General features: G+C 74.0%; 12 protein-coding genes. 4 read left to right on the top strand and 8 right to left on the bottom strand.

Annotation, left to right across the window (positions count from 1 at the left end; genetic code table 11):
- Both ACWDVW_RS26670 and ACWDVW_RS26665 read left to right on the top strand, forming a co-directional pair.
- The coding region (locus tag ACWDVW_RS26670) for an AAA family ATPase (protein ID WP_449954001.1) at positions 1-374 on the top strand (374 nt) is incomplete at its 5' end.
- The gene (locus ACWDVW_RS26665) at positions 371-1,681 is read left to right on the top strand and encodes a DUF58 domain-containing protein (protein ID WP_449953999.1); all 1,311 of its coding nucleotides are present in this window, start codon (positions 371-373) and stop codon (positions 1,679-1,681) included. The genes ACWDVW_RS26670 and ACWDVW_RS26665, both read left to right, overlap by 4 nt.
- Here ACWDVW_RS26665 and ACWDVW_RS26660 read toward each other — a convergent pair.
- On the bottom strand, positions 1,648-2,637 hold the full coding sequence (locus tag ACWDVW_RS26660) for a stage II sporulation protein M (protein WP_449953996.1): 990 nt from the start codon (positions 2,635-2,637) through the stop codon (positions 1,648-1,650). The two genes, ACWDVW_RS26665 and ACWDVW_RS26660, sit on opposite strands and share 34 nt — an antisense overlap.
- Before the next feature lie 41 nt (positions 2,638-2,678).
- On the opposite strand from ACWDVW_RS26660, the gene ACWDVW_RS26655 reads away from it, so the two are divergent.
- Both ACWDVW_RS26655 and ACWDVW_RS26650 read left to right on the top strand, forming a co-directional pair.
- On the top strand, positions 2,679-3,755 hold the full coding sequence (locus ACWDVW_RS26655; RefSeq protein ID WP_449953994.1) for an RDD family protein: 1,077 nt from the start codon (positions 2,679-2,681) through the stop codon (positions 3,753-3,755).
- Complete coding sequence (locus tag ACWDVW_RS26650) at positions 3,755-3,913, top strand: hypothetical protein (RefSeq protein WP_449953992.1); 159 nt, start codon at positions 3,755-3,757, stop codon at positions 3,911-3,913. The genes ACWDVW_RS26655 and ACWDVW_RS26650 overlap by 1 nt, the downstream gene beginning before the upstream one ends.
- Before the next feature lie 113 nt (positions 3,914-4,026).
- Here the strand turns inward: ACWDVW_RS26650 and ahcY are convergent, their stop codons facing one another.
- The 7 genes from ahcY to ACWDVW_RS26615 all read right to left on the bottom strand — a co-directional run bounded on the left by ahcY (position 4,027) and on the right by ACWDVW_RS26615 (position 12,260).
- Positions 4,027-5,553, bottom strand: coding sequence for an adenosylhomocysteinase (gene ahcY, locus ACWDVW_RS26645; RefSeq protein WP_449953990.1), 1,527 nt, complete (start codon positions 5,551-5,553; stop codon positions 4,027-4,029).
- A gap of 293 nt (positions 5,554-5,846) precedes the next feature.
- Positions 5,847-7,010 carry a mannose-6-phosphate isomerase, class I gene (gene manA, locus ACWDVW_RS26640; RefSeq protein WP_449953987.1) on the bottom strand — a complete coding sequence of 388 codons (1,164 nt, stop codon included), beginning with the start codon at positions 7,008-7,010 and terminating at the stop codon, positions 5,847-5,849.
- A 3-nt stretch (positions 7,011-7,013) separates the two neighbouring features.
- Positions 7,014-7,967 (bottom strand): cation diffusion facilitator family transporter, encoded by a 954-nt coding sequence (locus tag ACWDVW_RS26635; protein WP_449953984.1) that lies wholly within the window; start codon positions 7,965-7,967, stop codon positions 7,014-7,016.
- 79 nt (positions 7,968-8,046) lie between these two features.
- On the bottom strand, positions 8,047-9,243 hold the full coding sequence (locus tag ACWDVW_RS26630; RefSeq protein WP_449953981.1) for an SIS domain-containing protein: 1,197 nt from the start codon (positions 9,241-9,243) through the stop codon (positions 8,047-8,049).
- Positions 9,240-9,422: a Trm112 family protein gene (locus ACWDVW_RS26625; protein ID WP_350698830.1), complete on the bottom strand. Its 183-nt coding sequence runs from the start codon at positions 9,420-9,422 to the stop codon at positions 9,240-9,242. Before ACWDVW_RS26625 ends, ACWDVW_RS26630 begins: the two co-directional genes overlap by 4 nt.
- A gap of 62 nt (positions 9,423-9,484) precedes the next feature.
- Entirely contained in the window at positions 9,485-10,864 is a 1,380-nt protein-coding gene (locus ACWDVW_RS26620) for a phosphomannomutase/phosphoglucomutase (protein WP_449953977.1), read from the bottom strand.
- A gap of 70 nt (positions 10,865-10,934) precedes the next feature.
- Positions 10,935-12,260, bottom strand: coding sequence for a hypothetical protein (locus ACWDVW_RS26615; protein WP_449953974.1), 1,326 nt, complete (start codon positions 12,258-12,260; stop codon positions 10,935-10,937).
- Positions 12,261-12,414: the final 154 nt, after the last annotated feature.

Raw genomic sequence — 12,414 nt, 5'->3', positions numbered from 1 at the left:
CGGGCGACCTGGCCGGCGTCGGTGTGGGCCCGGTGGCCGGCGCCGCCGACCTCGCCACGGCGCGCGCGGCGGTCAGCCGGGTGCACGTCGCCGAACCGCTGCTCGGCTACGTCGTCGACCTGTGCCGGGCCACCCGGGCCGTACCCGCGCTGGAACTGGGCGCCTCACCCCGTGGCGCCACCGGCCTGCTCGGTGCCGCCAAGGCGTGGGCCTGGCTCAGCGGTCGCGACCACGTGGTGCCCGACGACGTGAAGGCGATGGCCCGACCCACCCTGCGGCACCGGCTCCGGCTGCGCCCCGAGGCCGAGCTGGAGGGCGTCGCGGTCGACGCCGTGCTGGACACGGTGCTGGCCACCGTGCCGACCCCACGATGACCTGGCGGGCGGCGGCGCTGCTCGCGGTGGGCGCGCTGACCCTGCCGCTGTGGCCGGCCCCCTTCGTCGGGGTGGCGGTGATGGTCGGCGCGGTCCTGCTGCTGCTCGTCGTGGACCTCGCGCTCGCCGCGCCGCTGCGGTCGCTCACCACCGCGCGGGACGGCGAACGGACCGTCCGACTCGGCGGGACCGCCACCGTCGTGCTGCACCTGGGCAACCTCTCCGGTCGGCCGCTGCGGGCCCAGATCCGCGACGCCTGGGTGCCGTCGGCCGGGGCCCGACCCGACGTGCCGCCGAGCCGCGCGGTGCAGGTCGCCCCCGGCACGGTGGTGGCGCTGCCCAGCCGACTCACCCCGACCCGCCGGGGCGACCGGCCCGCCGTGGCGCTGACGGTCCGCTCGTTCGGGCCGCTCGGGCTGGCGTTCCGGCAGCGGAGCGGTCGACCGGCGACACCGCCGTGGACCCTGCGGGTGCTGCCCCGCTTCGACTCGCGGCGGCACCTGCCCGAGAAGCTGGCCCGGCTGCGGGTCATCGACGGTCGCCAGGTCGGCCGGGGACGCGGCGCGGGCACCGAGTTCGACACGCTGCGCGAGTACGTGCCCGGCGACGACGTACGGTCCGTCGACTGGCGGGCCACCGCCCGGCGGGGCGAGGTGCTGGTGCGGACCTGGCGTCCCGAACGGGACCGACGGGTGGTGTGCGTGCTGGACACTGGGCGTACGTCGGCGGTGCGCCTCGGGGACGAGCCGCGCCTGGACACCTCGATCGAGGCGGCGCTGCTGCTCACCGCGCTGGCCACCCGGGCCGGCGACCGGGTCGACGTGTTCGCCGCCGACGCGGTGCCCCGGGCGTCGGTCAGCGGCGCGGAGCGACCGGTACAGTGGAGCCGACTGGCGCACGCGCTGGCACCGCTGCAACCCGCCCTGGTGGAGACCGACTTCCGCCTGATCGCGGGCGAACTGCTGCGCCGACACCGCCCACGGAGCCTGGTCGTCCTGCTCACCGCGCTGGAGCCCGGCGCCCTCGGCGAGGGTCTGCTGCCGGTGCTGCCCCGGCTGGCCGCCCGCCACCGGGTGGTGGTGGCGGCGGCCCAGGACCCGGTGCTGTCCACGCTCGCCACCGGAGAGCCCCGGCGGGTCGAGGACGCCTACGCGGCCGCCGCCGCCTGGCGGACGCTCGCCGAACGAGACCGGCTCACGGCCGCCCTGGCCGGCCACGACGTCACCGTCATCGACGCCCCCGCGCCACGGCTCGCCTCCGCGCTGACCGACGCCTACCTGCGGCTCAAGTTCACCGGCCAACTCTGACCCGACGCGTCGCCACCGTCGCCCCTGGCCCGGGAGCCGAGCAGGAAGACGTACGCCAGGAAGGCGAGCCAGGCGGCGACGCCGACGGCGATGCGCAGGGCCACCGGCACCGGAGCGGGGGTGACGAACGCCTCGATCACCGCCGAGATCGCGAAGACCACCACCAGACCGAGCGCGACCACCACACCGTCGCGCCCCGCCCGGGCCACCGCCTGCCCCCGGGTGAGCTGCTCCGGCGGCGCGATCCACGCCCACCCGAGGCGCAGCCCGACCCCGGCGGCCACGAACACCCCGGTCAGTTCCAGCAGCCCGTGCGGGGTGATCAGGCCGAAGAAGACGTCCGCCCGGCCGTACCCGACCATCACGCCGCCGACCACGCCGATGTTCACCACGTTCTGCCACAGCAGGTACACCACCGGGACGATCAGCACGCCCGCGGCCAGGCACTTGGCGGCCAGCCAGGCGTTGTGCGTCCACAGGTGGAAGGCGAAGGTCGGCGCGGAGAACTCGGTGTAGTAGCCGGCGAAGCCGGACTCCACCAGGTGGGCGGCCTCCGCCTCGCCGACGAACGCCGCCGCCGTATCCGGATTGTCCGCGACGAACCCGATCAGGGTGAAGGTGAGCAGCGTGAAGGCGGTCGCCACCGCGCACCACCAGGGTGCCGCGCGCCAGACCGCACCGGGGAAGTCGACCAGCGCGAACCGTCGGAGGACCGCCCACGAGGGACGGGGCCGGTCGGTCAGCCGCGCCCGGGCCCGGAGCACCACCTGGGAGAGCTGGCCGACCAGAGCCGGATCGGGCGTGCGACTGCGCAGCATGGAGAGCTGGGTGGTGGCCCGCTGGTAGAGCGCGACCAACTCGTCGACCTCGTCGACGGTCAACCGTCGGCGGCCGGAGAGCTGGTCCAGCCGGCGCCACTCGCCGCCGTGCTCGGCGACGTACGCGTCGAGATCCACCGTCCACCCCCGTCCGCGCGATCATAGTGTTCACTGTGCGGGTGAGCACAGCAGCATCGCGACCATGGAACGCCCCGGCCTGGGGCGACGCCGAGTTGGTCAGCGGTGAGGCGGTGGAGCTGGACGTACGCGCTGCCCGGATCGGCTCCCGGGTGCTCGCGCTGCTGCTCGACGTCGGAATCCAGCTGCTGTTCGGGCTGCTGCTGGTCGCGCTGGCCGGGTTGGGTCTGGCCGCCCTGCCGCACGGTGCGATCGACGCGGCCACCGAGCGGGCGCTGCTCACCATCGGGTTGGTGCTGCTGCTGGTGGGCTACCCGGTGCTGTTCGAGCGGCTCAACCACGGCCGTACCCCCGGCAAGGCGGCGGTGGGGTTGCGGGTGGTCAGTGTCGACGGCGCCCCGGTCGGCGTGCGCCAGTCACTGGCCCGGGCACTGGTCGGGGTGGCCGTCGAGTGGCCCGGTCTGGTGCTGCCGCTGCTGTCCTGGGTGGCCGGGGTGACGGTGATGCTCAGCGACTCCCGGGGACGGCGTCTCGGTGACCTGGTGGCGGGCACCATGGTCGTGCACACCCGCACCGCGACGTCCTGGCGTCCGGTCCCGGCCACCGTGCCGGCGTTGCGGGGCTGGGCGTACACGCTGGATCTGAGCCGGCTCGACCCGAGGCTGGCCCTGGCCACCCGGCAGTACCTGGCCCGGGCCCACCTGTTCACCGGTGCGGCCTCCGACGACCTGGCGCTGCGGTTGTGGCGGGAGGTCTCCACGGCGATCACCCCGCCGCCACCGGGCGGACTGCCGGCGGCGGTCTATCTGGCCGCCGTGCTCGGCGAACGGCACCGGCGGGCCCGGCACCGGCTCGCCGAGGAGCGGGTGCTCACCGCCGCGCTCTGGCCTCGGCTCGGCCTGCTGCCGGAGGCCGACCGGCCAGCCGGCCCGGCGAGCGCGCCGCTCGGCGTACCGTGGCCACGGCCCGCTACCCCCGGGCATCCGGACGCCGTGGCGCCGGAACCGCCGCCAGCGCCGGTGCCGGCCCAGAGCCGACCGGCGGTACGACCGTCCACGGTCGCCGGGTCCGACCGGACTCCGGTGCCCGATGTCGAGCACGCACCTGGGAGGCCGTGATGAGAGGTCTGTTGCCGTGGTTGGCCGTGCTCGGGCTGGTGCTGCTGCTCAGCGCGCTGCGTCTGCGCAGCCTGGCGGCGGTGGTCTCGCTGACCTGGCTGGCCTGGTGCGTCTGGACCTGGGTCCGGCCCGCCCGCCGCCAGGACCGGCCCCGCTGACCGGGCGGGCCTCGCTGCGGCCGTGGGATTAGAAGTCCCACGCAGTCGGCCGTCCCGCAGACGAACGACCGGGCCGGGTCGACCTGAGGTCGACCCGGCCCGGTACGTGTCGGTCAGTACCGGTAGTGCTCCGGCTTGAACGGCCCCTCCTGGCTGATGCCGAGGTACTCGGCCTGCACCTTGGTGAGCGTGGTCAGCTTGGCGCCGAGCGCGCCCAGGTGCAGCCGCGCGACCTTCTCGTCCAGGTGCTTGGGCAGCACGTACACGCCGATCGGGTACTCGTCGGTCTTGGTGAACAGCTCGATCTGGGCGATCGTCTGGTTGGCGAACGAGTTCGACATCACGAAGCTCGGGTGCCCGGTGGCGTTGCCCAGGTTCAGCAGGCGGCCCTCGGAGAGCACGATGATCGAGTGACCGTCGTCGAACGTCCAGAGGTCGACCTGCGGCTTGATGTTCTCCCGGGTGACGTCCGAGCGCTTGGCCAGACCGGCCATGTCGATCTCGTTGTCGAAGTGGCCGATGTTGCCGACGATGGCCTGGTGCTTCATCCGGGCCATGTGCTCGTTGGTGATGACGTCGAAGCAGCCGGTGGCGGTGATGAAGATGTCCGCCTGCTCGACCACGTCCTCCAGGGTGGCGACCTGGTAGCCGTCCATCGCCGCCTGGAGCGCGCAGATCGGGTCGACCTCGGTCACCACGACCCGGGCGCCCTGGCCGCGCAGCGACTCGGCGCATCCCTTGCCCACGTCGCCGTAGCCGAGCACGACCGCCATCTTGCCGCCGATCAGCACGTCGGTGGCGCGGTTGATGCCGTCGATCAGCGAGTGACGGCAGCCGTACTTGTTGTCGAACTTGCTCTTGGTCACCGAGTCGTTGACGTTGATGGCCGGGAAGAGCAGCGTGCCGTTGCGGTGCATCTCGTAGAGCCGGTGCACACCGGTGGTGGTCTCCTCGGTCACGCCCTTGATGTCGGCCGCGATCCGGGTCCAGCGTCCGCCGTCCTCGGCGATCGTGCGGTGCAGCAGACCGAGGATGACCGCGTACTCCTCGGAGTCGGCGGACTCGACCGGCGGCACGGTGCCGGCCTTGGAGAACTCCGCGCCCTTGTGCACCAGCAGGGTGGCGTCACCGCCGTCGTCCAGGATCATGTTGGGGCCACCGACGGCTCCGCCGTCACCGCCAGTAGAGCCGTCCGGCCACGCGAGTGCCTTTTCGGTGCACCACCAGTACTCTTCCAGCGTCTCGCCCTTCCAGGCGTAGACCGGGACACCGGACGGGGCGTCGGGGGTGCCCTCCGGGCCGACCACGATCGCGGCGGCGGCGTGGTCCTGGGTGGAGAAGATGTTGCAGGACGCCCAGCGGACCTGCGCGCCGAGCGCGACCAGGGTCTCGATCAGGACGGCGGTCTGGATCGTCATGTGCAGCGAGCCGGTGATCCGTGCGCCCGCGAGCGGCTGCGCCTCGGCGAACTCACGACGGATCGCCATCAGGCCGGGCATCTCGTGCTCCGCGAGACGGATCTCCTTGCGCCCGAACTCGGCGAGCGACAGGTCCGCCACCTTGTAGTCGCCCTCGGCGAGGGTACGCGGGCGGGCCTCGGACGACGTTCCGTTGCCGGACGCCGGGAGGGTGCTGGTCATGAAAGCTCCTGTCGGACGATGGTGCTGCGCAACCACCCACCTTACGCGCGCTGTCCGGTGCGGGACGGCCTGGTTGCGGACAGCACACGGGGCGGCCGGTCGTGGACGTGTGCCGCCCAGTCCCGCCCGCCCCGTGCATCCCCCCGGTTTGGTTCCCCCGCGCGTTCTCGGACCTTCGTCGCGATAACGCTGCGCACTCATAGAGTCACACTGCGCCAGATGCGAGTCAAGCGATTTCGGGAAAGTCGGACTTGCCGGTTCGGGTGACGGCGCGGATCACTGGTCCGTCGGAATCAGAGGGAGCCGGTCGAGGCGACGTAGATCTCGCCCGCACCGCGCACCGTCAGCGCACCGCCGTCGGCCGGCCCCACCGCCGCCCGCCCACGCCCGAGCGTCACCGGCGCGACGCCGTCGGCGACGGTGACCTCCCCGGAGGTGCAGAGCAGCACGCGCGGCCCCGGCACGGTGAGCGTCACCTCGGGCCGGTCGCCCCGCACGGTCACCCGGTGCAACGCGAAGTCCGGCACCGGCACCGGCCAGGTCACCACCCCGTCGGCGACCGGTCGGGCCGACACCACGGGCTGGTCGAGCACCTCGAACCGGAGCACCCGCAGCAGTTCGGCCACGTCGACGTGCTTGCGGGTCAGGCCGCCGCGCAGCACGTTGTCGCTGGCCGCCATCACCTCCACCCCGGTGCCGCGCAGGTAGGCGTGCAGGTTGCCGGCCGGCATCCAGATCGCCTCGCCCTCGGCCAGCCGTACCCGGTTGAGCAGCAGGGCGACCAGCACCCCCGGGTCGTCCGGATAGGTCTGTGCCAGCATCGCCACCAGGTCGGCGTCCGGGCCGGTCACCGCCGCCGTCCGGGCCGCCGTCACCAGCCCGGCCCGCTCCGCCTCCGGCCAGGTCAGCAGCGTACGGACCGCTTCGGCCAGGCCCGCCGGCCCGGCGCTCAACGCGTCCAGCACCGGCCGCAGCTCCGGTACGCCCAACCCGGCCAGCGCCTTGGCCGAGACCACCGGGTCCCGGAACCCGCACAACGCCTCCATCGGCCCCAGCGCCACCAGCAACTCCGGCTTGTGGAACGGGTCGACGTAGTTGCGCGCACCGTCGGCCTGGGCGTACTCGGCGGCGTAACCGGCCCGGGCCTGCTCCGCGTCCGGGTGTGCCTGGAGACTGAGCGGCGCCTGGGCCGCCAGCACCTTGAGCAGGAACGGCAGCCGTACCCCGAACCGGTCGATCGCCGGCTGGCCCAGCCACCGGGTCGGGTCGGCGGTGAGCACGTCGATCAGCGTGGCCGGACCGTCCTCGCGCGACACAGTCGCCGGCGCGCCCGGGTGCGCGCCCAACCACAGCTCGGCCTCCGGCCCGTCACTGGGCACCGGCCGCCCCTGGAGCTCGGCGATCGCCGAGCGCGAGCCCCAGGCGTAGTCCTTGATCGGTCCGTGCAGCAGTTCCACCGGTCAGCTCTCCCGTCGACCGGACGCGTCCGCCGGCCCCGCATTCGTGTGATACACGTCCGGCTCCAGGTAGATCACCCGGGCCACCGGCACCGCGGCCCGGATCCGGGCCTCCACCGCGTCGATGTTCCGGGCCACCTCCTCGGCGGTCTCGCAACGCGACACCGCGACCTTCGCGGCCACCAACAACTCCTCGGGGCCGAGGTAGAGGGTCTTCATGTGGATGATCCGCTCCACCTCCGGGCCGGCGGTGACCGCCTGCTCGATGGCGGCCACCTCGGTCGGTTCCGCACCCTCACCGAGCAGCAGGCTCTTGGTCTCGATCGCCAGCACCACCGCGATGGCCACCAGCAGCACCCCGATCATCGCGGTGCCTGCCGCGTCCCACCGACCGTCCCCGGTCGCCAGCGTCATGCCCACCCCGAACAGGGCGAAGACCAGACCGACCAGCGCGCCGAAGTCCTCCAGCAGCACCACCGGCAGCTCGGGCGCCTTGGAACGGCGGATGAACCTGGTCCAGGACTCCCGCCCCCGGATCAGGTTCGACTCGACGATGGCGGTGCGGAAGGAGAACGACTCCAGCACGATGGCCACCAGCAGCACCGTCACCGGCACCCACTGCCAACTGGTGATGCCGTGCGGGTCGGACCACTTGTGCCAGGCCTCGTAGAGCGCGAAGAGACCACCGAGGCTGAACAGCACGATCGAGACCAGGAAGGCGTAGACGTAGCGCTCCCGGCCGTAGCCGAAGGGGTGCCGTGGGGTGGCCGCCCGGCGGGCCCGCCGGCCGCCGAGCAGCAGCAGTGCCTGGTTGCCGGTGTCGGCGACCGAGTGGATCGACTCGGCCAGCATCGACGACGAGCTGGTCAGCAGGTACGCGACGAACTTCGTCACCGCGATGCCGAGATTGGCCAGCAGCGCCGCGACGATCGCCCGTGTGCCACCCTGGCTGCTCACGCTGCGGATCTCCCGCGGCGTGGGCAACCGGTGCGAGGAGCCGGGCCGCCGGGCCGGCCGGCTCGCTCGCTGCGCTCGCTCACTGGTTGGACAGCTCCTTCATCTCCGTGATCGCCGGCACCGCCATCGGGTCCAGGCCGTGCGCCAGCGCCAGATAGATCGACGCGAAGTCGGGAACCGCCACCAGGGACGCCAGACGCTCCAGCGCGGAGCCGCCCTCGGCGGTGACCACGTCGCACCGTACGCCACGGCGCTCGGCGAGTGTCTGGACCGCCTCCGCGCGTCGCTCCTCGACCGCCAGCGGCTCGTCGGTGTCGTCCTCGGCGTTCAGGCCCCCATCACGCAGCAGGACCAACCGCAGCCGGGTGTCCCCGCCCTCGGAGACGTCCGGGTCGGCGAAGATGTCCCGCTCCCCCTCGGCGAGGCCGCCGAACACACCGTCGAGCAGACCGACCCGTCCCCGGCCCGCCTCGCCGAGCGCCCCGGTGACCACCGGGTACCGGGCGTTGGCGGAGAGCGTGTCACCGAAACGGCGGGCGGCGACCGAGGCCAGCGGCGACGAGCCCCAGACGATCGGGATCGAGCCGGCCAGGCCGAGCGCCAGCGACTTCGCCGGGTTGACGAAGGACTCGGCGGTCGGGCGGCACCGGTCGGCGTCGGCGTCCAGCCGGGCCGCCGTCTCGGCCAGGTCCGCCTCGTTCACCTTGACCAGGCCGAGGGCCCGCGCAGCCATCAGGACCGGCACGGTGAGCCCCCAGAGGCTGGCGCGGGCCGGAGCCCGCCGGGGCACCGGGATGAACGGGGCACGGGCCCGCTCGGCCACCGAGTGCAGCGGTGAGTCCGGCGGGGCCACCGCGACCAGCCGGGCCCCACGACGGTGGGCGGCCTCGGCCGCGCCGAGCGCCTCGGGGCTGCGACCGGAGGCGCTGATCGCGATCACCACGTCGGCCGCGCCGACCCAGCCGGGTACGCCCGCGCTGCGGTGTGCGATGACCGGCACCGGGCAGCGTGGCCCGGCCACGGTGGCCAGCACGTCACCGGTACGCCCGGCCGTGCCGATGCCGGCGATGACGACCGCCCGGGGGCGCCCGTCGTCGCCGAGGACCCCGAGGTTGGCCTCGGCGGCCAGCGCCGCCGACTCACGGACCTGAGCGCCGGCCGAGGCGGTGTGCCGCAGCATCCCGCCCGGATCCCGTTCGGCCAGCGCCTGCGGATCGTCGAGGAGCCGGTCGTCGGCGTGGCGGTGGCCGCTGACGCCGGCCGTTCCGTCGATCACGACCGCTCCGCGGGGCCGCGCGCCTCGTCCAGCAGCAGCACCGGCACGTCGTCGCGGACCTCGAAGATCCGGCCGCACTCCGTGCAGGTCAGCGTCGCGGCCTGCGCGTCGTAGTCGAGCGGTGCATGGTGTGTGTCCGGGCAGGCGAGGATTTCCAGCAACTGCGGGTCGAGGGCCACTGCGCGGCTCCTTCCACGTACGCGGCTTCACCGATCGACGGTGCCGACCGGCGCGAGCGATCTTATCGGCGAACCACGGCCAGCACGTCGTCGCGCAGGGCGGTCATCCGCTCGGCGGTCGGTGCCTCCACGTTGAGCCGCAGCAACGGCTCGGTGTTGGAGGCACGCAGGTTGAGCCAGGCCCCGTCCGGGAAGCGCAGGGTCAGCCCGTCCAACTCGTCGACCTCGGCGTCCGGGTACGCGGCCCGCACCTCGGTCACCTTCGCGGCCTGGTCCCGCACGGTGGAGTTGATCTCCCCCGAGGCGACGTACCGCTCGTACTCGGCGGCCAGCGTGGACAGCGGCAGCGGCTGCTCGCCGAGCGCCGCCAGGGTGTGCATGGCGGCGAGCATCCCGGTGTCGGCGAACCAGAAGTCCCGGAAGTAGTAGTGCGCCGAGTGTTCGCCGCCGAAGACGGCGTTGGTGCGGGCCATCTCGGCCTTGATGAACGAGTGCCCCACCCGGGCCACCACTGGTTCGCCGCCGTGCTCCCGAATGATCTCCGGCACGGCCCGCGAGGTGATCAGGTTGTGGATCACCGTGGAGCCCGGGTGCCGGGCCAGTTCCCGGGCCGCGACCAGCGCGGTGATCGCCGAGGGCGAGACCGGCTCGCCGCGCTCGTCGACCACGAAGCAGCGGTCCGCGTCACCGTCGAACGCCAGCCCGATGTCGGCGCCGTGCGCCACCACCGCGCGTTGCAGGTCGACCAGGTTGGCCGGGTCGAGCGGGTTGGCCTCGTGGTGGGGGAAGGTGCCGTCCAGCTCGAAGTAGAGCGGCACGATGTGCAGCGGCAGCGCCGACAACGCGGCGTCGCCGAGCACGCTCGGCACGGTGTGCCCGCCCATGCCGTTGCCCGCGTCGACCACCACGGTCAGCGGCCGGATGTCGGAGAGGTCCACCAGCGTGCGCAGGTGGGCGGCGTACGCGGCGAGCAGGTCCCGACGCTCGACCGGCGCGGTCGGCGCACCGAGCGGCTCGTCCTTGTCGAGCAGGGCCTGTGCCCGGTCCCGGACCTCGGCCAGCCCACTGTCCTGGCCGACCGGGCGGGCACCGGCGTGGCACATCTTGATGCCGTTGTACTGCGCCGGGTTGTGACTGGCGGTGAACATCGCCCCGGGCAGCCCGAGCGCACCGGAGGCGTAGTAGACCATGTCCGTCGAGGCGAGCCCGATCTCGATGACCGGGCGGCCCTCGGCGCGTACGCCGGTGGCGAAGGCCTCGGCCAGCTTGGGCCCGGTGGCCCGCATGTCGTGCCCGATCAGGACGGCCTCTCCGGTCGGGCCGGCCCCGTCGAGCATCTGCGCGAAGGCGGTGCCCAGGGCACCGGCTACCCGCTCGTCCCACTGGTCCGGCACCGTCCCACGGACGTCGTAGGCCTTCACGATCTGGGACAGATCAGACACCGGTTCCACTCCTCGGCCGCAGGTCGGTCAACGCACCTGAGCGTAACGGAGCGCCGGGCCCCGTCCCGGCTCAGCCGGAGAGCCCGCGTCCCGGTTCGTCCCCGTCCTCGCCCTCGGGGCGCCCCGGCACCGCTGCCGAACCGGTCTGGCCCGAGGTCGGCGCCACCGGCGGGGCCGACACCGGCGTGGCCGTCGGCGGCGCCGAGACCGGCGGGAACGCGGGCGGTGCCGACACCGGCGGGACCGCGGGCGGAGCCGAGACCGGAGGGAACGCGGGCGGCGCCGACACCGGCGGGAGCGCGGACCCCGAGGCGGGCGGCGGTGCGGTGCGGGACTGGTCGTCGGGCTCCGGCCGGGCGCCGTACAGACCGCCGGACGGACGCGGCGACGCCGGGGCGCCGTAGACGCGGGGCGCGGCGGGTCGCGCGGTGCCGTACACCTGGCCGGGGGATGCGGGCGGCATCGGGCCCGGCAGCACCGGCGGCACGCCCCGGCCCGGCGGCGGGGCGATCGGACCCGGCGGTACCGGCGGCGGGGCACCGGGGCCCGGCGGCACCGGCGCGGCGCCGTGGCTCGCGCCGGAGCGGTAGGTGGTGCCACCCGGGTTGCGCGGTAGCGGGATCTCGACCCGGTCCTGACGCTGCCGCCGGTCCTTCCGGGACCGAATGATCAGAAGCGCGATGAGCAGGACGCCGAGGGCGACCATGCCGATACCGAAGTACATCACCGGCGAGCCGCCGGAGGACTGGTTGGCGGTCTGGGCGAAGTCGCTCGGTCCGTCGGCGGCCAGCGCCACCGTCGGCGTGACGGCCACGGTCGGGTCCGGCGCGGTCGACGCGCTCGGGGTCGGCGACGGCGAGGCCGAGGGCGACCGGGACGGCGACGGCGACGGCGCGACCCGCCCGCCGACCACCCGGGACGCCACCGCGTCCCGCCCGAGCACCGCACCACGGGCGGTGCTCGCCTCGCCGGTGACGACCAGCCGACCGTCGGGCGCGTCGGCGGCGAAGGCCACCCGGTAGCGCTGCGCCACGCCCTTGCGCTCGCAGAGGTCGTCCCGGGCCGGGGCGACCGGCGCGGTGGTCAGCAGGCCGGCGTCGCCGGAGACGCCCACCGGCACCCAGCGACCGCCCACGTGGGCCTGCACCGCGACCTGGTCGGCCCGTACGCCGGGCAGGCTCAGCCCCAGCGCGCTGCGGACCCGTACACACCCGTCGGTACGCTTGCGCACCTCCACGGTCACGCCCTGCGCCGAGCGGCCGGCGGTGAAGCTGCTCGACGCGCGGACGCGGACCCGGTCCTCGTCGGCGTGAGCCGGCGAGCCGCCGAGCACCACCATGCCGCCCAGGAACACGCAGAGCGCCGCGAGGCGCGCCGTGTGGCGACGTACCGACATGACCACCCACCGTTCTTCCCCCTGACGGGGGACCGCGGTCAGGCTACTACCGGGGCACGACCTCGACCGGTCGGCGAGCACCCCGCAGGTGTGCCGCATCACGCTGACACCGGTACGCCGAGGCGTCGTCGGATGCCGTACCGCGCCCCGACAC

The sequence above is a fragment of the Micromonospora sp. NPDC003241 genome, assembly GCF_053589795.1.
This window is presented reverse-complemented; position numbering and strand designations above follow the sequence as displayed.